This window comes from Gloeocapsa sp. DLM2.Bin57 (assembly GCA_007693955.1).
GTDB lineage: Bacteria > Cyanobacteriota > Cyanobacteriia > Cyanobacteriales > Gloeocapsaceae > Gloeocapsa.
Window position 1 is genome coordinate 16,200 of the sequence record RECR01000071.1, and the last position, 25,191, is coordinate 41,390.

Sequence of the window (25,191 nt, forward strand, 5' to 3'; positions counted from 1 at the left end):
TTTTTGAGGGATTTTCTTTAAGATCTATAATATCATTCCCCTTGAGTTCAGATAAGCTAAAATAAACTTAAGATTAGAGAAATTGTCGGACATGATTATAGTTTGCCCCCATTGTCAATACACCAATCCCCCTGAGGCTGAAATCTGCGAACAATGTGGTACTTCCCTACTTGAACAACCTTGTTTTGATTGTGGAACTATTGTACCTTTTACTGAGCAAAATTGTCCTAATTGTGGTGCAGCTACAGGTAAGACTTGGTGGGCGCTCATTCTCCCTCCTCAAAAAGACAATTGGCAATTGACAGAATATTTAGATAATGATCAGCGTTATCAAATTATCACAGATTTAACTTCTTTTCATGAAGACGAGTCTGTTTCTGTTAGAGTGCTTGATGCTAAACCTCTAACCCTTCCTGATTTTCAACATTCCTCTATTCAAGTTGCTGATGAGGAGGCAACTACTTCTGATTCTGAACCAGAAGAGCCTATAATGACTCCTTTAGTAGAATTATATCTTGAACTTAGAGATAAACTCCCCGATTTAATTCCCGCAATTCATGATCATTGGTTAGATGAAAATGGTGAATACTTACTCTTAGAAGATCGCTCCAAGTGGCAAAATATAGCTACTATCAAAAATTTGCCTAATCTGCAAATTCTTACCTATCTCAAGCAAATGACCGGTCTTTGGTCAGAATTTTCTCAACAACAACTGACTCGTACTTTTCTTGATCCTGACAATTTGTACCTTGATGAAGATGAATGTATTGTTCTCCAAAAAGTTAGTGAAAATATCTCAGAACATGATGATAATTTAGCTAATCTAGGTAAACTATGGCAAAGTTTATTTGCTAGTTCCGAACCATCCCTACAACAACTGTATCAACAATTAATTGAGGGAGAAATTACTACTATTGCTCAATTAAACGCCACTATAGAAGAAATTGAGTCACAGTTAGATTTGACAGATTATGGCTTACCTTCTCTTAATTTAGCTTTTCAACCAGATAGTCAGGAGCAAGAGGAGGATGAAGATGATAATGAAATTCTCGGCGATCCTACCGAAGGTGATAATCTTCCCACACTGGTTTTACCAATGCAGCTGTTGAGCATCACTGATGTTGCTATTACTGATATTGGTCACCAACGCGAGCATAATGAGGATTATTATGGCATCGTTACTAAAACTTCTAAACGAGAAAATCCCCACAAGATTAAATATAGCTCTCGCGGTTTATATATAGTATGTGATGGTATGGGAGGACACGCCGCGGGTGAAGTCGCTAGTCGCATGGCTGTGGAAACTTTACAAGAATATTTTGAAGAACATTGGATTGATAAACTTCCTAGTGAAGAAGTGATTCGTCAAGGTATCTTGTTAACTAATCAAAAAATTTATCAAGAGAATTTGCAGTATGGGCGTTCCGGAAGTGGTCGAATGGGAACTACCCTAGTTATGGCTCTCCTGCAAGATACCCAAGGGGCGATCGCTCACGTCGGAGATAGTCGGATCTATCATATTACTCGTAAACGGGGTCTCAATCAATTAACTCTTGACCACGCTGTAGCTCAACAAGAAGTTTTATGTGGAGTTGAGCCTGAGATTGCTTATCGGCGTCATGATGCCTATCAACTTACTCAAGCGATTGGACCTAGAGATAATAGTTGTGTTCATCCTGAAATTCAGTTTCTAGACTTTAAAGAGGATACAATCTTATTTTTGTGCTCCGATGGTTTTTCCGATAATAATTTTCTTGAAACTGCGGCTAAAAATCAGCTGTTATCTTTAACTAGTTCTAAAGCTAATCTAGAACAAGAACTCAGACAACTTCTAGAACTCGGTAATCAACATAATGGTCATGACAATCTGACTGCTGTTTTGGTCAGAGTTAAGGTACAACCATCCTTAGAAAGAATCTAACACTCGGGTTTAGTGGGGCGATCTTATCCCGACTAAACCAACCTGATTAATCTTCGTCCCAAGCTTCTACCATTAAAATTTCGCTGATAGGATCGTGCATGGAAAAGCCAAACTCTGCTAGTTCCTGTTTCCAGTAGGACCACTGATCGCCATAAAGTAAAGCGACTTTTGAGATATTATCGGTTGGTTTCAGGATGTTGGCGTCAACCAGTGAAGCTACTTTACGCTGGAACTTCACCATAGGGTGAAAGACTTGTTTGGTCATACGCTATTTCTTAAGATAATTTATTGTACAAATGGTTTACAGAATCTACTCCCCAACTCTAAGGAATTTACCTATGATTTAGAGTATTAAGTTGCCAGGAAGTATTAATATATATTAATAGCGCACCTAACCCCATTTAGGCAAGTGTTTTTAGGAAAAAGTTCGGTAATTACTACCTTTAGTCACCAAAAATGAGCAAAAAATGGCGATTCATTGTTATTAGTTTCTTAGGATTTAGTCTAATTTTACCAGGATTAGCCCTAGATACATCTATTAGCAGAACAGGTATTAACGCAAGTAAACTACATCAGCCTCCTTATAATTTAACGGGGCGTAAAATTGCCATCGGACAGGTGGAAATTGGCAGACCTGCTAAACTAGGTTGGGATAAGCCCGCTAATCGCTTACCTTTACAGGTAGCGGGAGTATTTGAACGAGATCGCCCGGCTCAACCGAATAAGGGATTAGATAGTCACGCACAAATGGTAGCGATGGTGATGATTAGTCAAGATAAACTCCTACCTGGAGTAGCTCCCGATGCGCTATTATATTCAGGAGCGATCGCTACTGTCAAAGGTGGTGCACAAGCCGAAGAATGTCTAACGACTCAAACTATTGCAACACAAAATAATACTGACGTCCGAGCGATTAATTTTAGCTTCGGTGAATCCCTAGAGCAAGATAGTAGAGAAGAGGCTAAACTAGACGGGAATGCACTATTAACTCAGTGTATCGATTGGTCAGCCAGGGTTCATAACACCCTCTACGTCATAGCAGGGAATCAAGGTAGAGGAGGAATACCAATACCAACAGACAATTATAATGGAATTACTACAGCTTACTCAAGAAAAGAAGAAAACCAATATACCAAAGTAGATTTTTCTAATTTAAGCAGAAGACCAGAAGGAATCGCCAGACGTCTAATCAGCCGAGAAATTAATACAGGAATAAGAAGGGGAATAAGTCTAATCGCACCAGGACACCAATTAACGGTATATAATCTGCAAGGGAAAAGAGAAACAGTATCAGGGACAAGTTTTGCAGCACCCCAGATCACAGCAACAGTAGCACTATTACAAGAATATGGCGATCGCCAATTAGCCCAACAAGAACCCAATTGGACAATAGCATCAAGACGTCCTGAAGTGATGAAAGCAGTGTTATTAAATTCAGCAGATAAAATCAAAGACTCTGGAGATGGTCGCTTCTTGGGGATGGAGAGAACAACCCTTAGTAAACATAATCGCACTTGGCTAGAATCAGATGCTTATCATAGTGAAAGAATACCCCTAGACCTAGAAATGGGTACAGGACATCTCAACGTCTATCGCGCTTATCAACAGTTTAGCGCTAAACAATGGCAACCAACAGCAGCAGTACCTACTAGAGGTTGGAATTACGGAGAGGTAAGTAGAGGAGAGGACCAAGATTATCTCATCGATGAACCTCTAGAAGGTGGTAGTTACGCTTCGATTACTTTAACTTGGAATCGTTGGGTAGAATTAAGAGACACTAACCAGAATGGACAATATGATATCGGAGAAAGTTTTCGCGATCGCGGTTTAAATAATTTAGACTTATATCTAATTGCTGTGGATAGCGAAGAAATAACTGTATGCGCTTCCACCAGTATCCATGACAGCGTCGAACATATTTTTTGTCCAATTCCCACCACAGGACGTTATAAAATTCGAGTATCCTATATAAGTCAGATTAATTATCCCGAGCAAGCCTACGCTTTAGCTTGGTGGACTAAAGGAAATCAAGATAATGGCAATTAAATTATTAGTATTAGATATAGATGGCACGATCGCCGGAGACAATAATCAAATCAGAAAACCCGTCAAATTGGCGATCAAAGCTGCTCAAAAACAGAATATAAAAGTAACTCTAGCCACAGGGAGAATGTATCGTTCAGCTTTACCCTATTATGAGCAGATAGAGACTAAATTACCCCTGATCGCTTATAATGGAGCTTGGATTCAAAATCCTGATACTCAAGAAAAAGAACATTTACCTATAGGTAAAGAAATAGCTCTAGAATTACTCGACTACTTTGAGTCACCAGCGATGAACTCCTATTTTGGGGTTCATTGTTATTTAGAAGATCAACTCTACGTTAAAGAAATAACTCCATCTACTCAAGAATATGCTGAGAGATCGCAAGTTGCAGCTATACCCGTAGGAGATTTAAGGAAGATACTCCAAGTTAATCCTACCAAAGTCTTGGCGATCGCTCATAAGCCCCAGATGATTAAAAAATGTTTTCCCGAATTAAAAACTCGTTATAGCAGAGAAAAAGTACATCTAACCCAATCATCCCATAACCTCTTAGAAGCAATGCACCCCCAAGTCAATAAAGGTAAAGCAGTACAATATCTAGCGGAAAAAGTCCTAGGAATTAAACCAACAGAAGTAATGGCGATCGGGGATAATTTTAATGACCTAGAAATGTTACAATACGCAGGTGTAAGTATCGCTATGGGAAGTGCTCCCGATGAAATTAAAAAAGTTGCCCATTGGGTAGCACCAGACGTAGAAGCAGACGGAGTAGCAGTAGCGATTAATAAATTTCTAGAGAAACAAAATTACTAGTAATTGCGTCTAGTAAATAAAGAGTTATCACCTAGGAGCAAAAATGTTGAAACATCAATTAACCACAGCGTTAGTAGCTATGAGTTTAACCATAGCACCTTTGAGTGTTATTCAGGCAGAAACCATAGCTGTAAATAATAGAGATGTTTACCAAGCTCAAATTTATAATAATGTTGTTCCTTCAGGGACAGTTATACCCTTAGAATCCCTAGATACTGAAAAAATCCTCCTCTTACCAGGAGAATCCATGACCATTACCTTACAAGTTGCTCAAGACATTAGGAATAATCAAGGTAGAGTAGTTATCCCTAGGGGTACAGAAGTATCAGGAAGACTCGAACCAGATGGTAATGGAACTCGTTTTATTGCGGAATATCTTTATTTAAGGGATGGAAATAGTTACTCTATTGACGGTGTCTCCAGAGTCGTTACCCGTAGAGAAATAGTAGAACAAGGAGCTAATAACCGTGCTATCTTACAAGGAGCAGTAATTGGAGCTTCAGCTGCTACACTAATAGCAGGTATCACAGGGGATAAAAAAATTCGCGCACCAGAAGTCCTCGGAGGAGCCGGATTAGGTGCTCTCATCGGTTATGCTTTTAGGGGTGGTCAACGTTCTCAAGAATTAATATCTATTAATCCTAACACTGATCTAGATATCACCCTTCGTACTGATTTTTATGAGTAAGTACTAGGGGTTATTGAGAATTAAGAATTATAACCAACCCCGTAACCGATAAACAACTATACCTAGATACTCTTTAAGGGCTAGATTAGTTAAAGCGAGGCGATTAGCATGAGGTAAGAGATTCAAAATAAAGTCCTCGAAAGTGTAATTATAGGTTCTAGTGACTAGAAAATCCGTAGGTGCGGGGATTGCCTCTATCCCTAGTTTAGTAAAAATAGCCATAGAACGGGGCATATGAAAAGCAGAAGTAACTAGTAAAATACGTTTAATTCCTGTTTCTTGGAGAATTTCTTGGACATTAACCGCGTTTTCATGGGTATTAAGTGAGAAAGGTTCTTCAATCATCGCTTCACGGGGTACACCTAACATCTCTAATAGAATAGCCATATCAGCAGCTTCGGAACTTCCAGGACCATCTTGCCAACTGATTCTACCCCCTGCCAAAATAATTACAGGTGCTCGTTGAGTATGATAGAGATGTGCAGCATAAAAAAGGCGATCGCCGTGTTCATTAATATTCACCATCAATCTAGGGGGTTCAACGCTTTTGGTAGCACCTCCTAAAACCACGATCGCCTCTGCGGTAGGAGGATCAACCAAAGGAGGGTATCTTGACTCTAGAGAAGCAACCAAAGCACTACTTACCCAATCATTACTAGCAATTAATAAGATAGCTAAAGCAGTAACAACAGGAACAAAAGTCCAACGAGAACGTTTCCACCTCAGAATTAAGGCCATCATTAATAATACACAAGATAAGCCCAAAGGATACAAAAAAACAGGTAACAGTTTAGAGAGAAACAGAAAACTCATCTTAGGTTACTAAATGAATACCACTAGCACTCAGTTGCGCTGTCCAAGCGGCTAAATCAGGATCATCCATTCTCACCAATAATTTTTCTTGGAGAATTTCTGCTTCTGTTAAATTATTACAAAGAGTAAATACCGTAGGACCTGAACCAGACATCATTGTTCCCAAACCTCCTAAACTCGACATAGTGCGTTTTAATTGTTCTACTTCGGGATACTCAGGAAAAACCGCCTTTTCTAAATCATTGTGCAATAATTGACCGATTTTAGCGCCATCTTGTCCAACGATCGCCTGTACTAATGGACCTGAATGGATTCTTTGACTAGTAGTGAGAAAATTATTAAGATCATTAGGGTAGGTATGACCATATTCTTGACGATAAGTACCATAAGCCCAAGGAGTGGAGACGCAAAGATGACGATATTTAGCTAAAACCACAGCTAGATTAGTTAAATCAGGAATGGGATCTAATTGTTCACCCCTACCCGTGGCGATCGCCGTTCCTCCTGTAAGAGAAAAAGGTACATCTGAACCCAATTTTGCCCCAAGTATTTGTAATTCTGGTTGAGTTAGCCCTAATTCCCACATTAAGTTTAATCCTACTAACACTGCAGCAGCATTACCAGATCCTCCCGCTAACCCTGCAGCTACAGGTATGCGTTTATCAATGATAATATCTACACCACCATAATTAGCAGCGATTTTTGGGAATTCACCTTGGATTAATCTTACTGCTTGATAAGCTAAATTATCCCTTGTCAGAGGAACTTCGGGATTATCACAATATACCCTAATTTCTTCAGTTCCATTAGAACGTATTTCTAGATGATCTGCTAAATCGATACTTTGCATAATCATTACCAGTTCGTGATAATTATCCTGACGAATACCGATAATTTCTAGATAGAGATTAATTTTACCAGGAGCAACAAGATGATAAGAACGCATAAATCTAGTTTTGTAGATAATTACTCAATTGTATCCAGTTAGATAAGCTTAACTCTTCAGCCCTAGCTTGAGGATTTAACTGCAATGTGGTTAAAATTTCACTGAGTTGATCTACCTCTACTAAAGATTTAAGATTATTGCGTAACATTTTACGACGATTAGCGAACCCTAATTGTAAAATTGTTCCTAAATGTTGGGGATTATTGGCTACTAAAGGAAAAGTACGAGGAGATAAACTCACTACCGCTGAGTCAACCTTGGGTGGTGGATAAAAAGCCTTAGCAGGAACTTGACAAACTAATCGACAATCGGCTAAATATTGAATACGTACCGATAAACCCCCAAAAGCTTTAGTTCCTGGTTGAGCTAAAAGGCGATCGGCTACTTCTTTTTGGACTAAAAGTACGATTAAATCATAATTTTCTCCAGCAGGTTGACTAATCGTCCCTAAGAGTTTTGCTAAAATCGGACCTGTGATATTGTAGGGTATATTAGCTACTACTTTATTAATGGGGTAATTATGATAATCTAGTTGCAGGATATCACCTTCAAGCAGATGAAAATGATCTTGATTACTAAATCGTTTACTTAACTTAATACATAAGTCGCGATCGAGTTCTACAGCGATTACAGCTGAGACTTTAGCTAATAAACGACTAGTCAAAATACCTGTACCTGGTCCTATTTCTAAGACTACATCATCTTGACATAAGTTAGAAGCTGCAATAATCTGATCCAGTATTGCTTCACTTTTTAACCAATGTTGAGCAAAACGTTTGCGAGTTCGTTGCATAATTTAACTATCATGGAAACAAAATTAAAACCAGATTGGGCGGGAGAAGATTGGTTATCCCAATTCGTCAATGTCTTAATTAACACTAAACCAATTTACGCACTGATGAGACACCAAGCTAGACAGGTGATGATTACAACCGCTGAGAAAAAAGGTATCCCCTGGCGTCAAAGTTGTCAAGCTATCTCAGCTACTGGGGTGGAATCTAGCCTAGATAGCGTTACCAATCCAGAGGTTGTTTATCCTGATTATTATCGCGTTCCCTTCCACGCTTATCCCGAAGGTAATCTCTGTTGGCTAGCTGCTTTAGAAGCCCCTTCGGCTACCTATGCTATGGCTTTACGCGTCTGGAAGGAAGAGGATTTAACCTGGGAAGCTGCCCATAATCGCTTACGAGATAATTTTTATCAAGTTTTGAGTCAATACACAACCAATCCGGTGACTCGTCTTTTAGATTTGGGCTGTTCTGTAGGTATTTCTACTCGTACCCTCCACAACCATTATCAATCCTTACAGGATCAACCTATAGAAACTATCGGGTTGGATTTATCCCCTTATATGTTAGCAGTGGCTAAAACTCTCGACACCGATCATAGTATCTCTCAATGGTGTCATAGTCTCGCGGAAAAAACCCCTTTTGCTGATAATAGCTTTGATGTGATAACTATACAATACACCATACACGAGTTACCTAACGAAGCTACTCGGGCTATCTTTACAGAAGCCAGAAGAATTCTTAAACCAGGTGGTTGTCTAGGTATCGTTGATAATAACCCGCGATCGCCTGTTATCCAAAACCTACCTCCTGCTTTATTCGTGTTGATGAAAAGTACTGAACCCTGGACCGATGAATACTATACTTTTGATGTGGAAGCTAATTTAGAAGCGGTGGGTTTCCATCATGAAACCACCGTCTCCGTTGATCCTCGTCATCGCGCCATTATAGCTATAAAAATCTAATGGGCGCAACCGTTACCATCGTATTTATCAGTATTGTAAAAACCGTTTCTGGTGGCAAAAAATAAAGCCGAAACGGTAAAAAGGCTGGTCAAAATGACCATGACTAATTTAACATCCATGATTGATAATAGCTAGTTGTGGTGAGTTCATACTAGCATTATCTTCTTAAACTTGTCTATGATTTATTTTTAATTCGTAAAATCGCCTGACTAAAACCTAAAACAACTACTAAATTAGAGACAGTCAGAAAAAATTCTGCGCCTCCGTGTAACCAATCTATATTAGCTAAGTTAGAGTCGATGGGTGTATCACTACACCACACCTCTCTTCCGAAACCGTACGTGAGAGTTTCCCCTCATACGGCTACTCAACTAGAATGCGTTTTGACATTACGCGCTTCCTCAGTTCCAGTGACCTTCCTCGATGTACTCTTTTAGCCATCTTTTTTGATCCTGTTTTGTTTTTTCATCATGACAATGTCCATGCAGTAGTTGTAAGTTTTTCAAACCATGACCTCCACCTTTCGATTTTGGCTTAATATGATCAACTTCCAATATATCTCCATCTTTGAAATATAAACCACACCAAGTACATCTACCCTTCTGTCTTTGTAACAGTTTCGCAACCTTATTCGGAGTTTCAGGATATTGACCTCTTCGCGTAGCCCAGTACTTCCAATCTCCATCGTAAGGACTTTTATCTCCCCTAACCTTTATATAGTCAACACTTGAATGATGTTCACCTTTAGGGTTATAGGTTTCCAACTTATACCTAACTTCTCCTTCTCTGGTCGAAAATACCTTTCTTCCATCTATCTTCTGCCAGTATTTTTTATAGAAGTTTTCTTTCGATCCCTTCGATACTGCCCAACCTCTGAGTTTTTCATACAACATACTATCACATTTTGAGAGTATCCCCATACTTTTTGTATCACTATGTCTGTAATACTGCCTCCACCCTCTTATTTTCGGATTTAACTCCTTAATTAGAGCAGCTTGTGGGGCTTTTCTTAGAGCTTTAATTACTCTTTCTATCCCCTTCATATGATTCGCTATTTTCTCTTTGGTCGGATGAATGAGTACTCTCCACCCGAGGGGAACACTTTTCGTATTTCTTGCACACTTATGTTTACTCATCTCGTATCCACGTATATGGAATCCTAGAAAATTGAAACCTGCCTCTCCATCTTCACTTCGTTCAGGATAAACAGTGTGTGCTAGCCGTGTCTTTTCAGGTTTTAGTTCAAGTCCTATGTCAAGTAACCATGAGGATATTAATTCCTTACATTCCAAGACAACCTCTTTATTCCTATGTAGTACAACAAAGTCATCCGCATATCTTACGAATGTTAATGACCATACTCTGCCTTCTCTACTAAGGTTATGTCCTCCAGGTGATTTCCACCCTTTTGCATTTTCTGCATATTTTTTTAGCATTCTTTCAATCCCATCTAGAGCTATGTTTGCTAATAAAGGGCTTATAACACCACCTTGAGGAGTTCCCATTTCTGTCTTAGAAAATACCCCTTGGTCTAATACACCAGATTTTAACCAGGCTTTAATTTGTTGCCTTAACAAACCTTTATAACCTGTTTTATCTAGTAGGGCATTATGGTTTATGCGGTCAAAACATTTCGCTATGTCAGCATCTAGAACATATTTCTCTGCTCCTTTTACTGCATCTTTTATGTGTTTTATCGCATCTTGACAAGACCTTCCTGGTCTAAACCCATAACTGGAAGGCTCGAATTTTGCCTCCCATTCAGGTTCTAAGGCTAATTTTACCAGTGCCTGGAGTGCTCTATCATACATTGTTGGTATTCCCAATGGTCTCTTCTCTGTCTTTCCGGGTTTTGGTATCCACACTCTGCGCGTAGCTTTTGATTTCCCAGTTAACTTTAATTGACCTACGAGTTTCACACGAGCTTCTCGGGACAACGATTTAACACCATCCACACCTGCCGTTTTCTTCCCTCGATTATCTTGCGATACCTGTCTGACAGCTAACACCTTAGCCGACCAAGATCTCATCAGCGTTTTCTGGAGTTTCCTTACTTTACGGACATTACCACAACGTGAAGCTTTGTATATTCTCTTTTGGAGGCGAAACACTGTAGTTTGAACTTTCCGCCAATCGACATTAGCCCATTCCCAATCAATGTCTCTTACCACATTTTCTGTTTTAGTCATTTACCTTTCCTACTTGAAACTATACTCTGTTCTAATTGCGGAGTACGTCTGCATATCCCGGGCATTACCCCTTCCCTTTTTAGGCATTACCTGTCAATTCAGGTTAGGCTTTAGCTTCTTACTCCATCCCTCCTATACCTACCGTCTGGCTGACTAACCTACTTGGAATATCGACCCTTCCAAGAGATAGATATAGGTTAATTCGTTCCGAAATTTCCATTGATTGTAATCTTTAGGTCTTATCTTTACACCGGGTCTATATAAATGCTCTACATAACGACACTTGTTCTGTAGTATTGACCTTATCCTATATTTAGGACGCCAGGAACTCAACCTATATATCTCCCTGACTACTAAATTACGATGCTTCATACGATAATTCGTTTCCTAACCCACGAGTTCCGCTTCCTTGATGCTATCTCAGTCCCGCTCGAATATAAATTACATGCTCGTTATTCTTTCGGCGCAAGGTTGTACTTTGCCTCAGTCTAACTTTTAGCCCTGCTTCAACTCCATTCGTCGTCAACGTTCATGTGTTGAGGGTCTCCTCATCTCCTTTCAGAGAGAGGCGCTCTATGCTTTTCCACCAGCATTAAGTGGGTAGGACTTCCTCTTTTAAGATGTTCTCTTCTACTGTCTTAGTATTTACTCGGTAGAATTCAGTCACCTACATGGAAATTTCAGTTGTCAAGGTTCGGTTTTTACTGTTCGGTAATCACTACTCGGCTTGTTCGGTTTTCCTCTGTAAAGTTATGTAAACTTTATTTCTTCACCATTATTTTGAGTATGTCTTTAAGTATTATTACTTATCGATTTTCAGACTCCCTTCTTTCATCACCTTCCTCTAGAATCGATTTTAAGATATCTTAAAATCCCTTTTTGAGGATTTATACCTTGCTAGGTCTTATAGTGTCTAGAATCGTCATCTAATGTCCTTTCAGATGATAATCTGATTAGACTTTGGCTATACACACTTCAACCTAAACGAATCGCACAGAATCGTTATAGTGAACTTTACTATAAATCCCCGCGGGAATAGTAATCGCCACAAATAATAACAATAGATAAAAGCCAATTAAGGCTAAACGAGGGGTTGTCTCGGATTTCGTTAGAAACCAAAGAAACCCCAAGTAGGGGAATAAAGACACAGCAAAAAGAGTCTCTGGAGAAATCATTATTATGCTAAACCAACTAAACGCATACCTTGATAGAATAGCAAACTCATTACCCATGCTAAGGCAAGAGGGAACACTAAGGATAAAATAGTAAAGCCAACTGAACGAGTTTCACCCCAGATAGTGCTAATAGTGGTTAAACAGGGAATATAAATGAGACTAAAGATACAGTAGCTAAATCCTTGAGCAAAAGTGATAGTCTCACTCAATTTAGCAGCTAAAAGGTCATTATCACTCAAAGAGTAAATAGTAGCTAAAGCCGAGATTTGTACTTCTTTAGCAATAAATCCAATCAACAGAGAAACAGTTAGAAAAGGATTAATCCCAATTAGACTCATAATTGGGTCAAAAATCATTCCCAATCTACCAGCAAAAGTATCTAAACCTTCGCTGTCTGCGGGAAAATTACTTAATAACCAGATCACTGTTCCACCTACGATCGCAAAAAGAGTTACTCTCTGTACAAAATGTTTCATCTCATTCCAGACTCGCCAGAATACCTGTTTCAGGGTAGGAAAACGATAGGGAGGTAATTCTAACACGAAAGGTTCACGACTTTGGAAATGTTGGTTATTGCTTAAAATTGCGGCTACTCCAAAAGCAACGACGAAACTAAGTAGGTAGAGGAGGAATAAAGCGATCGCCCCCTGTGGACCTGGTAAAATAATCGCTAAGATAAAGACGAATACTTGTAATCTAGCTGAACAAAGAGAAAAGGGAATAATCAGCATAGATAATAACCGCATGGATCTAGAACGAATTACCCTAGTACCCATTATTGCAGGAACATTACAACCAAAGCCCATCATCTGCAACACAAAAGCGCGACCATCTAGCCCCAGACGCGCCATAAAAGCGTCCATAATATAGGCGGCGCGAGGGAGATAACCACTGTCTTCTAATACCGACATAGCCACGAAAAATAACCCTACCAGAGGTAAGAAAGAGATAATCGCTGCAAACCCCCCCCAAATCCCATCAATTAGTAATTCTTTGACTGTTTCGGGTAAAAAGCTCAATACTGGTTCAAGTATTGTCTCTTGTATCCAACCTGTTACCGCATCTACAGGATCAGCAGAAGGAAGACCAATAGTCCAAATTAACCAGAATACCACTAACATGGTTAGAAAGAAGACAGGTAAGCCCCAAATTGGGTGCAACATTACCTTGTCTATAGTATTGGTAAAGGTCATCGCGGTGAGAGAAGGCATTTCTACCGCATTTTCTAGGGTGATAACTAAATCATCTTCTGTGACAGGGTTAGTAGCAAGATGAGTTTGGAGATTATCGACTTTGTAGCTTTGAGGTTGTTCGGCTAAAACTTTTTCTATCCCTGCTATCGCCCTTTGACAACCAGTCCCATATTTAGCACTAATGGGGTAAACTGGCATTCCTAGGCGATCGCTTAACATCTCTTGGTTGATTTTAACACCATAGCGTTTAGCCTCATCGGACATATTTAAAACTACTACCGCAGGAATCCCTAGACTTTTAACCTGTAATGCCATCCGAATCTGACGATCTATTTGCGTTGCGTTAATAACCACCAAAATCAAATTAACCGAGTAAGTTTCTAAAAACTTTTGTACAACCCTTTCATCTTCGCTATAACCATTGAGATCATAGATTCCTGGTAAATCAACAAATTCTACCGACTCTTGGTTCATTTTGATAGAAGCTTTCAATAAATCTACCGTTAATCCCGGCCAATTAGCTACCGCAGCCCCAGCCCCTGTAATTCGGTTAAAAAACGTGGATTTACCCGTATTTGGTTGTCCAATCACCCCAATGCGTTTGATTTTACTGGAGATATCTGGATATACAGCCCCACTATGACAATGACTCATGACTTATCTAACTCTTGATTAACCTGAAAGTAATGGCAAAATAGTTTTGCTAATAATTCTCAATAGTACCAGAAAAAATCTAGACTTGCTAGAATCTTAATGATCATTTAGACTTCTGGCACTAGCTCAAAAACAGTAGCCTTATTTACATTTATTATATAACCAATTATCGATATAATGTTCCTAAGCAATTTTAAATTTAAAAAAATTAAACCTTGGGTTACTCTAGTTTTGTTAGTAACAACCTTAGTCATCAGTACAGGTTTTTATAAGTTATCGATTAATATTCAAGAATTATATCCTAACTTTAATCCAGGTTTAAATTTAGCTTATACAACTAATTTGTTATCTCAAAACGAAAGAGAAATTAGGGTATTATTTTATGGTCAATCTATTACTCGTGATCAGTGGACCGAAGAAGTAACTAGAGGATTAAAAAGACGTTTTCCCCAAGCTGATATTGTTAGTAAAAATTTAGCTATCGGTGGTTTTAGTTCACAATTATTAGTTCTCAATGTGGAGAGAGATTTAATTAATTTTTATCCAGATTTAATCATTTTTCATGTGTATGGAGCCCACGATAAATATGAACAAATCATTCAAAAAATGCGCACTTTAACCACAGCGGATATCGCTATTCAAACCGACCATTATGCAGGTAGTAATAGTGATTGGTCAAGATTTATGAATCAGTATTTTTTACCAAGAATGGCTGAAAAATATCATTGTGAATTAATCAATGTGCGGTCAATTTGGCAAGAATATTTAAGTAAACATAACTATCAACCCCAAGAATTATTAAGAGATAATATCCATCTAAATAGCCATGGAAACTTGTTAATGTCTCAGATAATCAAAGCTTACCTTGTAGTTAATCCCCAAGCTCAAGATATTTGGGAAGATAGAGTCAAAACTTATCAAGTTAATCGAGATATTCAGTGGAATAATGGTCAATTAAACTTAGAATTTGTGGGGAATAGAGTAGAAGCGATCGCTAGTCTTTTTGGAGAAGCTGAAGCAGAAATCTTCATAGATGGTAAACACCCCTCAGAAATCCCCGATTTATACAGTTTTACCAGAGCTAACTATGATGATACCGTAGATTGGCCCTGGGATGTTAGCGCACCCTTTCGGATTAATTGGGAATCTCCCCTACAAGCAGAAGATTGGGAAATAGAAATTTTAGAAATTGAATCAACAGCAGAAAATATGTTATTTAACTTTAAATTAACTGGAAGTAAAACGGGATTTGATGGAATAGGTAACAATGGGGAAAAATTTACTTCTAATTCTCATAGAATAGTAATTCTTCCCGAGGATTGGTGGTTAAAAACCGTTAATTATAAAGTATCCCCAATTAAACCAGGTTATCAATTAAGATTCAGCTCTAAATTATTAGGCACAGATATTTATCAGAAACCTAAATTTAGAGGATTTCACCGCGAATCTACAGTAATTTTAGCTCAAGGATTGACTAACGAAAAACACACTTTAACGATTATTCCTAGAGAATCAGGAAAAGTTCCCATTACCGCAATTCGGATTTATAAACCTCCTTTAGATCCAGCTAAACTGAATTTAGAAGAAATTAACCCAGAGCAATGGATAGAAGAAAAAGGTAAGAGAATGAAGAATTAATTATTTTTTCCCTCATTCGCTCATTCTAAATCCTTTCTACCAATTAGTTGGCATTAAGGGCAAACTATCTAATCGTTGATTACGACGTAAAGGACGAGTGGCTAACTCTAAAATATCTCTAGCGTTAGTAAAACCGTGAATTTGAGCAAAAGTGAACTCAACTGACCATTTAGTACTAATATTACGCGCTTCGAGAGGATTAGCGTGAGCCATACCCGTAATAACTAAATCAGGTTGTAATTCCTTGATCCGTTGAATTTGCGCGTAGTTGTCGGGTTTTTCCACAATTTTGGGTAAAGGTACACCCATTTCTTGACAAGTTTGTTCGAGAAAATCTAACTCAGCTTTTTGGTAGCGTTTATCCATGTAGGGAATACCAATTTCAGGACAAGTCATCCCACAGCGAATCAAGAAGCGCGCTAAAGATATCTCTAGTAAATTGTCACCCATGAAGAAAACCGATTTACCGCGCAACAATTCTAGATAATCTTCCAGACTTGACCAGATTTTAGCTTCTCTTTCCTCCAATCCCTGTGGTTCAATCTTAAAAACAGAACAAATCTTCTCAATCCAAGCACGTGTACCATCAGGACCAATGGGGAAAGGTGCGCCAATTAGTTTACACTGACGCCGACGCATTAAAGTAGTAGCTGTGCGACTTAAAAAAGGATTAACCCCACAGACATAGTAGTCTTTTTCAATCACGGGTAACTCGGTATAACGTTTAGAAGGTAACCACCCTGAAACCTTGATACCTTGTTTCTTCAATTCTAGAGTTAAATTAGTAACCACTGGATCAGGAAGAGATCCAAACAAAACCAAAGGAGGATGATCCTTGTAACTAGCTTCTTCTGCTTCTATTTGCTCTTCCTTACGTCCAAAATTGAGTAGCTTGTGAATCGCGTTACGTTCCTCTTTTTCCGTTGTCGGTGCTTTATCAGGACATTTATTAGCCATTGCAGCTAAGACTGTATCTTCTCCCTGAGTAAAAGCATAGTCTAAACCATTAGCTCTAGCTACTACTATAGGAATACCTATGTCTGATTCGAGTTTAGGTGCTAAACCCTCTAAATCCATCTTGATAATTTCGGTGGTACAAGTACCAATCCAGACAATTACACTAGGATTGCGATCGCGTTTGATTTGAGTACAGAGTCGTTTTAACTCTTCATAATCGTGGAGTTGTGCAGAGATATCCCCTTCTTCCAATTCTGCCATAGCGTAACGAGGCTCAGCAAAAATCATTACTCCCATAGCATTCTGTAAGAAATAACCACAGGTTTTAGTACCAATCACCAAAAAGAAGCTATCCTCTATCTTTTGGTATAACCAAGCTACACAGCTAATGGGGCAAAATGTATGATAATTTCCCGTTTCACAAGAAAAATCTAAATTACTAGTCTCTTTAGCTAAAGTCATAATTATCCTCTCTTAAACAATCATTAGATCTAATTCGTTGGCGGTGTTATTATTACTCACAGGATTGAGATAAAAGTCGGACAATAACTCAAATAATTCGCGATCTTGTGCTCCCGTAGGTACTACTCCCTCTGGTAAAGCTAAAATCTGGTCAGCTATATTCAGATAGTAATCACAGACATAAGCTAAAGAGGGATCACTTTCGGTCATTTCAAACAGGGTTTTCCCTTTAACACGAGACACTCGAATATCTTCAATTAGTGGTAAAATTTCTAAAACCGGCATAGGTACAGCTTCTACGTATTTATCGATTAAATCTCGTTTAGAGGTGCGATTACCGATTAAACCCGCTAGACGTAAACGGTGAGTACGCGCTTTTTCTCTTACTGATGCAGCGATACGATTAGCAGCAAAAAGAGCATCAAAGCCATTATCAGTGACAATCAGACAATAATCAGAATAGTTCAAGGGAGCAGCAAAACCACCACAGACTACGTCTCCGAGAACATCAAAAAGAATTACATCGTATTGGTCAAAAGCGTTTAATTCTTTGAGTAATTTAACAGTTTCTCCTACTACATAACCACCACATCCAGCCCCTGCGGGTGGTCCTCCTGCTTCGACGCAATCAACCCCACCATATCCTTTATAAATTACATCTTCGGGCCAAATATCTTCATAGTGAAAGTTCTTTTCTTGTAGGGTGTCAATAATCGTAGGGATTAGAAATCCAGTCAGGGTAAAAGTACTGTCATGTTTAGGATCACAGCCTATTTGTAAAACCTTTTTACCTCTTTTAGCTAGCGCTACTGAAATATTACAGCTCGTTGTTGATTTACCAATACCACCTTTTCCATAAACTGAGATTTTCACCTTGACTTTCTCCTAATCTTTTTTTGACCTTGATCGCATTATTGTCTATCTTTCTCGGAATGAAAAGAGGTTGCTTAATCATTTAACCTAGCTAGTTCTAGTTAAATCACTTAAAAAGCTAATTTATGCTTATTTTACAGTTTAATTCTGACTGAAGCTTAAATAAGTCAATAAATCATTTTTTTTGTTTTTACTTTTAATAATGCAAAACAATAAACAAATTCCCCACCAACATGCTAAATTGCTACTATAAATGAGTTCGGGGTTAGGTATTCCGTCTCTTCCTCTCCCCTATTCCCTTTTCAAGTAGAGCTATATAATTAAAAAAATGAAGTTGTAAATTATTATTAATTTTTAAATGTCTAGAAGATATTGGCGAGAATTTTTACGTTACCTAGTGATTATTTCCATACCCCTAAGTACAATTATCTATTTACTCAGAGGTATCGGTATTCTTTCGGGTATGTCTGGTGGGGTAATTTTGTTATTATTTTTATTAGCTTCTGTGAGCACTATTACTTATGGGCTAGAAAAAACCAGATAAAATAGAAAAAACAATAGGATATTCGAGCTATGTTTATAACCAATAAAGAAGCTAACTCTGAAGCAAGAGACTGCCAATTAGTAGATTTAGCGGCTAAAGCAATTTATGTAGATAATTTTTTAAAAGCAGAATCTTTATTACTCAAAGTTATTCAAAACACACCTACTAACTATATATATCAATATGAAGAAGCTAATCAATTAGTTATCAAGTTTTGGAATCAACAAGAATTTAATCAATATTATAGTTGGCAAAAAAAACAAGGAATTGATCAACAAATTGTTTGGATTAAATCCGCTTATCCTAGGGCTTTTTACTTTTTAGGAATACTCAACAATAAAACCCAAGAATATACTAAAGCTTTAGAATTTATCGAAGAAGGATTAAGTTTAGAGCCTACTAATACTAAACTTCTCTTAGAAAAAGCCAAAGCTTTCAAAGGATTAAAAGAATATCAACAAGCCTTAAAAATTTATGAGAGTATTAATCAACTTGGACCCTATATTAGTAAATATGATATTGCTAAAGCTTTACAAGAAAAGGCTTCCTTACATTTAGAGTTAGGAGATGTAGATAGAGCAGAAGAAATTTATCATCAATCACTTAATTGGGATACTTATAATGATCTAGCTATTCATAAAATTAAAGATATTCAGGAGTCTAGAGAGAGTCATTTAGGTAATTATCCTTTAACTTTAACCACCAAATCTAGTCATTTAGATAATAATCCTATTTATCAATCTTTGCTAGAAAGAGATTATTTAAAACAAGCTAAAAAATTAGAGCCTCGGGAATTTGCACAAATAGACAAAATGAAAAATAAAATTTATTTTCTTGTGTTGATTTCTGGTTGTTTATTGATTATGACCCTTGTTTTGTCTTTAATTAGTAGTTAGGAGCGTCAATGCGCTCCTTAATTAGCAAATTATAGCGAAGAAAAGAGACTCTCTTGAGAATTACTAGCTGTTTGTAAGAACTTTTGCTTAACTACTTGTCTAAAAGTAGTCATATTTTCTTGCCAAAGATTGAGGTATGTTTTTAATTTATCTAGTTTGAGATCATCGTCATTATCTTCGGGAAGATTGTAAGTAAAGTTGCCAGCAAACAAAAGACCGGCTAAACTTACCTTATTAGGAAGTTGTATTTTAGCTTCATTAATACCGAGATTGAAAATAGTTTGTTCTAACTGATAAGATAGATTTAAGCTTGCTTGAACTGGTGCTTGACCAAATTCTTTCCAAGAACCCTCATTTAATAAAACTTCTGTGATAAATTTTCTAGCTGCATCGGGATCGCCCTCTCCAAAAGGTACAATCATTTTGGGAGTAATATTGAGCCTTTGATATTCAGCATGAGGTAATTTAGTGATGTATTCTAAAACAACATTAGGAGACAAAAGCTCTTTAAGTTTTTTACCGTTGACTCCTTCGACAAAATTAACTACACCCGGTTGAGCGACGATACTAACCCCATTTTGAAAAGCAATCTGACTCATCCGTTGATTAGTAGCGGGTTGTTTGGCTAATTCCCAATTACGTGGCACAATTCCACTAGAGGTAAGAAACTCATAACTTAACATCATAGGATTGAGATTATTACCGACTAGGGAAAAACCAATCTCTTCGATTTCCTCTGTCAGTAGATTAGGATTTGGTATAGAAGTATTGGTGGCTGGTGTATTCATAGTTTCCTTAATTTCTTACTACTTCTAGATTAGCTTTTTTCGGTCACCTTTGTAGGATGATATTAAGTTTGATTAATTATTTAAAAATCTCCTAGTCAAGCTAGGAGAATATTAAGGGAGGCTTGGCTTACTTAATTGAAGCTACAGGTAATTGCATACCTTGCTCTTCTAGTATCTCATAATTGAGAGAGTTAGAGTTTTGATTATTTTTAGCACTACGGTAAAGCCAAAGTACAGGAATAACCCCTAGTATAATTCCAAGTATTACAGGTATATAAATACCTTCGGCTAGACTCATAATCATAGCAAAACCAAAATTACCTAGATAAACAATCAGAGGTGTTTCTAGTTGTATATTAGTAGATAAAGGTTTAAATTTCCAGAAAAAAGTAGCCACAATCATAAATACTACTCCAGTACCAAACCAACCGACAAAGTTCTGGTAAGGCATTCCAAAGAAAGCTCCAGGTTGCTCCCATAACCAAAAGGGTACTTTAGTTTGGCTCATCGCAGGATCTAAAACAAAGTCCCAGGAAGTTAATAATAATGACCCTAAAGAAATTACTAGGGGAATTTTGAGCCAATTAGTCAAATTGCGGTTAGAAAGTCCTAGAAGTGCGATTAAATAGGCGCTGAAGCCCAAATAAAACCAGGATAGGGGTATAGTAAAGGGTACTAAGCCGGCGATTTTGTAACCCAAACCGTTGAGATAGCGATAATGTCCAAAAGGAAAACCAGTACTAGTTCCTAGTAATTCGCTACCCAGAGAAATAAATAAAGCGGGCAACATAAAGGTCAACCAGTGCCATAATCCTAGACTACGATAAGCGTAGATAGCTACGGTTGCTATACCTAGGAGCATATATACCACTCCTCCACCAGCCATAGACCACCCAAAGGCTTTTTGACCAATTGCTGGTAAACTAGCGATAAATTGGGGATTAGGTAGGACGATTAATAATCCTGCTAAACCAAAGCCCATCGACAGGATATGACCAATTAGCAGACTCCTTTCTAGAGTCAGCAGTGATTTACTTGAGTTTGAATTCATCTGTTTTGTCAATTAAGTTAAATCGATTTTAACAATAGTTTACAAATCTTTAGCAAAAAATGTCACTAAGAGAAAGATTTTTTCCAGTGTTAAACCGCGGGAACGTAACGTTTTAAGAAATTTTCCAAGGTTTCTAGTTGAAAATCGTAAATCTGCTCCACTCTAGCCACTTCATCGGGAGTACAGAAGAATTCGTTGGCTAATAAAGTTCTTAATGTTCCCAATCCTCTCGCGATATCAGGATTGACTAAGCCAAAGAAGTTGCGCACACCGTCTAGTAATAATAGGGGAGGGTTGAGGATAATAGGGTCTTTCTGGTATAACTTAGCGAAAATTCCGGCGATATCTTCCCTTTTGAGGATTTCTGGTCCTCCTACGGGGATAATTTGATTAAATGCTCCTTCTTTAGTCACAGAGGCGATCGCTATCTTGGCTAAATCATCGGTACTAATGATCGAGGAACGATTTTGGGTGTCTCCAATCACTAGATAGATACCGGTTTCTTTGAATCTTTCTGCCAGGGGAATCAAACTACTAGCAAAACCAGAAGGTCTCAGAATAGTATATCTAACCCCACTGTTAACTAAATATTTCTCTACCTCTCGTTTAGCTTTAAAAACTGCACTATCTTGATAACCTCTATCTACACCAATGACGGAAATGTACACAAAGTGTTTGACACCATTTTTTTTAGCTTGGTCGATTAATTCGACATTAGCGCGATATTCGATCGCCTCTGTATCTCCTCCTGAGCCATGAGTAGAGATAATATATTCTACACCTTGACAAGCTCTAGCGATATCGCGATCTTGTTTTAAATCTCCTAGACAAATTTCCGCACCGAGAGTCTCTAACTCCTGATATTGAGATAATAATCTCACCATAGCTCTAACAGGGAGATTTTCTGCTCTTAATTGTTTAACGATTCTGCGTCCTAGTGAACCTGTAGCACCTGTAACTAAAAACATTTTATACTCCTATCGTTAATATTGTAAGGGTTTTTTCTTTTTACTAGTAACGAGTAATCCCCAAGCAAGAGGGAGGATCGCGCCTAAAATCAGACCAAAACCCACGCAAAAGGCTAATAAAACTCCTATGGGCATTGTAATCGATTCCCAAACTAAAAAACTGATACTAACTGGTTGGATATTTTGAATCGAAAAAACCGCAACACTGACAATCCAACCCATGATTAGAGTAGCTGCGATTAAATTAGCTAGGTTTTTCATCATCTAAATTCCATGACTTTTGCCAATTACCCAATGACGACGGAAAAAACGCGCTAGACTAGACTCTTCTAAGGATAAATAAATTGGTCTTCCGTGGGGACAAGTACGAGGATTGCGCGTCATTTGCCATTGGTCAAGTAAGTTTTGCATTTGTGTTAAGCTTAATTCTGTACCATTGCGGATTGCACTACGACAAGCGATCGCCACTTGTGCACTGTCTAAATCCCCACCTTGACTTAATTCTATCAAAGCTTCATGACAATCAGAGCGATTAACTAAAGTAGCGGGAATATTGCGGATCAACCAGGTTTGTTCTCCAAAATTTTCTACTATTATCCCTAAATTTTCTAAGTTTTCCCTAGCTTGATTACTAATTGTATTGAGCATAATTGGTTTATCTAGAGCAACTAAAGACCAATCTTGTTGTAATTGTTCGTAGATAACTCGTTCATGAGCTATATGTTGTTCAATCAACCATAAACCATTACTATGTTCAGCGACTATATAAGTGCGATGAACTTGAGTTAAAGCTTTTAATTGCATCAGACTGATTTCTGATTGGGGAAGTTTATTAAGATGATAACCTTGTTGAGGCTCGGAAACTTTCAGTAATTGTTTAACTCGTTGATTGTGAACCCCAGGCTCTAGATGTTCTAAATTAAGTTTAAATATTTCTGTTAGTGTGGTTTTAATTTGCTCTTGGTAAAAAGTGTTATTTTCTAGATATACTTCTGATTTAGCGGGGTGACGATTCCAATCAATATGTTCTGGTGTAATCTGTAAATGGAGAAAACATAAGGGATAACGATCGCGAGGAAACATTCTGACTGTGTTAGCTAAAATTGTTTGTTCAAGTTCAGGACATTTGACTACACGACCGTTAATAGCTATTTTAACCCAATCTGGACGTTGACGGTGACAACGATCTGGTAACCCCATCACCAGAGTTATTTTACCAGAGTTAAATTCCCATTCTTTTTGGATTAAATCATTGAGAGTGATCGCTTTAATGATTTGTGGTATGATTTCTTTGGGGCTATTGCTAGGACTAATTCTTAACCAAGGTTGATCTTTAAGTTTAATTTGCCAATTGATTTGAGGATGAGTTAAAGCCATATCCCCAATTAGTTTTTGAATCTCTTTAAGTTTAGGTTTACTATTTTTTTGGATTGCGTCTCTCCTGACTTCCCAATTTTGAAAGAGGTTACTAACATTAATAATAGTTCCAGGAGCGATCGCTATATTCTCTTGAGAGACTATTTTTCCTTCTCGATAAACTAAACACCATCCTAAAGAATTTTGTTGATTAAGACGGCTTAAAATCTCTAAATCAGCCAATTGCGCTAAACTATAGAGGGCTTCTCCCCTAAATCCTAAACTCTTGATTTGATGTAAATCTTGTGATTGAGTAATCTTACTGGTACTATGGGGAGCACAAGCTAAACGTAAATCTTCAGGTGACATTCCACAACCGTTATCTACCACTTGTAAACGCCATAAATCGGGCCATAATGAGATAACTAGTCGATTTGCTCCCGCATCTAGGGAATTTTCGACTAATTCTCTCACTACCGCTGCAAAAGAGTCAATTACTTGACCTGCAGCTAAGAGCGCACTAACATCAGTAGGTAAGATTTTGATTTTATTGGTTGGACTAAGCACGAAATTATCAACATAATGAGTTTAGAATTATCAGCAGTAAGCTTAACTACTCCTAATCAATCTCGGTATTTACTCTCAGGAATTTCTTTTGAGGTTAAACAGGGCGATCGCCTTGGTATTATTGGTACAGTTGGTTCTGGTAAAACCTCTCTGTTAAGATTACTCAATAGACTTAATAGTCCTACTCAAGGTAAGATTTATTTTCAACAACAAGATATTACGACAATTTCTGTCTTTAAACTGCGATCTATGATAGCATTAGTTCTCCAAGAACCTAAACTATTAGGTATGACTGTCGCTGATGCTTTAGCTTATCCTTTAATCTTACAAAAACAATCTGCGACTCTAATTAAAGCAAGAATTGATTATTGGCGAGAACAATTACATATACCCGAAAGTTGGTTAGAACGTAACGAACTACAATTATCACTAGGTCAACGACAACAAGTAGCGATCGCTCGTGCTTTAATTCAAGAACCGAAAATATTACTACTAGATGAACCTACCTCAGCTTTAGATGTAGCTGTAGCCCATCATCTCATGGAAACGCTCATCAAACAAGCTCAAGAACGTCAAATGACCATTATTATGGTTAATCATCAATTAAATTTAGTCCAACAATTCGCACAACAAATCCTCTGGTTACACCAAGGTAAAATTTATCAACATACTCCTAATAGTCAAATAGATTGGCAAACCTTAAGCTCAAAATTTAGTCAATTATCTCAGGAAAATCACGAGGAATGGTGATAATTAACGTAAGTCCTTATATATATAATATATATGATTGAGTTAGTTAGAGTCAAAGTAAAATATATACCAGTTTTAGCGCCCAAATCTTATGTAGGGCTTGCTGAATAAGTCTAAAACTGAGACTGGAAAAAGAAGATAAGGCAATT

At 37.8% G+C, this 25,191-nt stretch carries 24 protein-coding genes; 9 read left to right on the plus strand and 15 right to left on the minus strand.

Annotated features, from left to right (window positions below; translation table 11 throughout):
* Window positions 1–91: 91 nt before the first annotated feature.
* Complete coding sequence (locus EA365_08990; GenBank protein TVQ44914.1) at window positions 92–1,921, plus strand: serine/threonine phosphatase; 1,830 nt, start codon at window positions 92–94, stop codon at window positions 1,919–1,921.
* Between the two features lie 46 nt (window positions 1,922–1,967).
* Here the strand turns inward: EA365_08990 and EA365_08995 are convergent, their stop codons facing one another.
* A complete protein-coding gene (locus tag EA365_08995; GenBank protein TVQ44915.1) occupies window positions 1,968–2,186 on the minus strand; it encodes a DUF4327 family protein in 219 nt (72 codons plus the stop codon).
* A gap of 191 nt (window positions 2,187–2,377) precedes the next feature.
* Between EA365_08995 and EA365_09000 the strand changes: the two genes are divergently transcribed.
* The 3 genes from EA365_09000 to EA365_09010 are packed head-to-tail and all read left to right on the plus strand — an operon-like array spanning window position 2,378 to window position 5,469.
* Window positions 2,378–3,967 (plus strand): peptidase S8 and S53 subtilisin kexin sedolisin, encoded by a 1,590-nt coding sequence (locus EA365_09000; GenBank protein ID TVQ44916.1) that lies wholly within the window; start codon window positions 2,378–2,380, stop codon window positions 3,965–3,967.
* Complete coding sequence (locus EA365_09005; GenBank protein TVQ44917.1) at window positions 3,957–4,781, plus strand: HAD family phosphatase; 825 nt, start codon at window positions 3,957–3,959, stop codon at window positions 4,779–4,781. Before EA365_09000 ends, EA365_09005 begins: the two co-directional genes overlap by 11 nt.
* A 43-nt stretch (window positions 4,782–4,824) precedes the next feature.
* On the plus strand, window positions 4,825–5,469 hold the full coding sequence (locus EA365_09010) for a hypothetical protein (protein TVQ44918.1): 645 nt from the start codon (window positions 4,825–4,827) through the stop codon (window positions 5,467–5,469).
* A 27-nt stretch (window positions 5,470–5,496) separates the two neighbouring features.
* Here the strand turns inward: EA365_09010 and EA365_09015 are convergent, their stop codons facing one another.
* Genes EA365_09015 through rsmA form a run of 3 tightly spaced genes read right to left on the minus strand, consistent with a single transcriptional unit; the run spans window position 5,497 to window position 8,021 of the window.
* Window positions 5,497–6,282 (minus strand): YdcF family protein, encoded by a 786-nt coding sequence (locus tag EA365_09015; GenBank protein ID TVQ44919.1) that lies wholly within the window; start codon window positions 6,280–6,282, stop codon window positions 5,497–5,499.
* 1 nt (window position 6,283) lies between these two features.
* Window positions 6,284–7,228 carry a 4-(cytidine 5'-diphospho)-2-C-methyl-D-erythritol kinase gene (locus tag EA365_09020; protein TVQ44920.1) on the minus strand — a complete coding sequence of 315 codons (945 nt, stop codon included), beginning with the start codon at window positions 7,226–7,228 and terminating at the stop codon, window positions 6,284–6,286.
* Window positions 7,229–7,232: 4 nt separating this feature from the next.
* Window positions 7,233–8,021 (minus strand): 16S rRNA (adenine(1518)-N(6)/adenine(1519)-N(6))-dimethyltransferase RsmA, encoded by a 789-nt coding sequence (rsmA, locus tag EA365_09025; protein ID TVQ44921.1) that lies wholly within the window; start codon window positions 8,019–8,021, stop codon window positions 7,233–7,235.
* A 12-nt stretch (window positions 8,022–8,033) separates the two neighbouring features.
* Between rsmA and EA365_09030 the strand changes: the two genes are divergently transcribed.
* Window positions 8,034–8,981 carry a class I SAM-dependent methyltransferase gene (locus tag EA365_09030; protein ID TVQ44922.1) on the plus strand — a complete coding sequence of 316 codons (948 nt, stop codon included), beginning with the start codon at window positions 8,034–8,036 and terminating at the stop codon, window positions 8,979–8,981.
* A 175-nt stretch (window positions 8,982–9,156) separates the two neighbouring features.
* On the opposite strand, the gene EA365_09035 is transcribed toward EA365_09030, so the two are convergent.
* From EA365_09035 to feoB, 4 genes are all read right to left on the minus strand, one after another.
* Window positions 9,157–9,303, minus strand: coding sequence for a DUF3593 domain-containing protein (locus EA365_09035; protein TVQ44923.1), 147 nt, complete (start codon window positions 9,301–9,303; stop codon window positions 9,157–9,159).
* A gap of 79 nt (window positions 9,304–9,382) precedes the next feature.
* Window positions 9,383–11,170 (minus strand): group II intron reverse transcriptase/maturase, encoded by a 1,788-nt coding sequence (gene ltrA / locus EA365_09040; GenBank protein TVQ44924.1) that lies wholly within the window; start codon window positions 11,168–11,170, stop codon window positions 9,383–9,385.
* Window positions 11,171–12,150: 980 nt separating this feature from the next.
* Window positions 12,151–12,342 (minus strand): DUF3593 domain-containing protein, encoded by a 192-nt coding sequence (locus tag EA365_09045; protein ID TVQ44939.1) that lies wholly within the window; start codon window positions 12,340–12,342, stop codon window positions 12,151–12,153.
* 5 nt (window positions 12,343–12,347) lie between these two features.
* Complete coding sequence (gene feoB / locus EA365_09050) at window positions 12,348–14,192, minus strand: ferrous iron transport protein B (protein TVQ44925.1); 1,845 nt, start codon at window positions 14,190–14,192, stop codon at window positions 12,348–12,350.
* A gap of 177 nt (window positions 14,193–14,369) precedes the next feature.
* Here feoB and EA365_09055 point away from each other — a divergent pair, with 177 nt between their 5' ends.
* Window positions 14,370–15,830 (plus strand): SGNH/GDSL hydrolase family protein, encoded by a 1,461-nt coding sequence (locus tag EA365_09055; protein ID TVQ44926.1) that lies wholly within the window; start codon window positions 14,370–14,372, stop codon window positions 15,828–15,830.
* Window positions 15,831–15,866: 36 nt separating this feature from the next.
* On the opposite strand, the gene EA365_09060 is transcribed toward EA365_09055, so the two are convergent.
* Together EA365_09060 and EA365_09065 are read right to left on the minus strand one after the other, a co-directional pair.
* Window positions 15,867–17,249 carry a ferredoxin:protochlorophyllide reductase (ATP-dependent) subunit N gene (locus EA365_09060; protein ID TVQ44927.1) on the minus strand — a complete coding sequence of 461 codons (1,383 nt, stop codon included), beginning with the start codon at window positions 17,247–17,249 and terminating at the stop codon, window positions 15,867–15,869.
* Window positions 17,250–17,261: 12 nt separating this feature from the next.
* On the minus strand, window positions 17,262–18,122 hold the full coding sequence (locus tag EA365_09065; protein ID TVQ44928.1) for a ferredoxin:protochlorophyllide reductase (ATP-dependent) iron-sulfur ATP-binding protein: 861 nt from the start codon (window positions 18,120–18,122) through the stop codon (window positions 17,262–17,264).
* Between the two features lie 358 nt (window positions 18,123–18,480).
* On the opposite strand from EA365_09065, the gene EA365_09070 reads away from it, so the two are divergent.
* Together EA365_09070 and EA365_09075 are read left to right on the plus strand one after the other, a co-directional pair.
* The gene (locus EA365_09070) at window positions 18,481–18,666 is read left to right on the plus strand and encodes a hypothetical protein (GenBank protein ID TVQ44929.1); all 186 of its coding nucleotides are present in this window, start codon (window positions 18,481–18,483) and stop codon (window positions 18,664–18,666) included.
* A gap of 29 nt (window positions 18,667–18,695) precedes the next feature.
* The gene (locus EA365_09075; GenBank protein ID TVQ44930.1) at window positions 18,696–19,562 is read left to right on the plus strand and encodes a hypothetical protein; all 867 of its coding nucleotides are present in this window, start codon (window positions 18,696–18,698) and stop codon (window positions 19,560–19,562) included.
* A gap of 29 nt (window positions 19,563–19,591) precedes the next feature.
* On the opposite strand, the gene EA365_09080 is transcribed toward EA365_09075, so the two are convergent.
* From EA365_09080 to mutL, 5 genes are all read right to left on the minus strand, one after another.
* A complete protein-coding gene (locus EA365_09080; GenBank protein TVQ44931.1) occupies window positions 19,592–20,350 on the minus strand; it encodes a hypothetical protein in 759 nt (252 codons plus the stop codon).
* A gap of 127 nt (window positions 20,351–20,477) precedes the next feature.
* A complete protein-coding gene (locus tag EA365_09085; protein ID TVQ44932.1) occupies window positions 20,478–21,401 on the minus strand; it encodes a carotenoid biosynthesis protein in 924 nt (307 codons plus the stop codon).
* An 89-nt stretch (window positions 21,402–21,490) separates the two neighbouring features.
* Complete coding sequence (locus tag EA365_09090; GenBank protein TVQ44933.1) at window positions 21,491–22,369, minus strand: SDR family oxidoreductase; 879 nt, start codon at window positions 22,367–22,369, stop codon at window positions 21,491–21,493.
* 15 nt (window positions 22,370–22,384) lie between these two features.
* Window positions 22,385–22,633: a LapA family protein gene (locus EA365_09095; GenBank protein ID TVQ44934.1), complete on the minus strand. Its 249-nt coding sequence runs from the start codon at window positions 22,631–22,633 to the stop codon at window positions 22,385–22,387.
* A complete protein-coding gene (mutL, locus tag EA365_09100; GenBank protein ID TVQ44935.1) occupies window positions 22,634–24,292 on the minus strand; it encodes a DNA mismatch repair endonuclease MutL in 1,659 nt (552 codons plus the stop codon). It abuts the gene before it with no gap.
* A gap of 15 nt (window positions 24,293–24,307) precedes the next feature.
* Between mutL and EA365_09105 the strand changes: the two genes are divergently transcribed.
* Window positions 24,308–25,042: an ATP-binding cassette domain-containing protein gene (locus EA365_09105; GenBank protein ID TVQ44936.1), complete on the plus strand. Its 735-nt coding sequence runs from the start codon at window positions 24,308–24,310 to the stop codon at window positions 25,040–25,042.
* The last annotated feature ends 149 nt before the right edge of the window (window positions 25,043–25,191 follow it).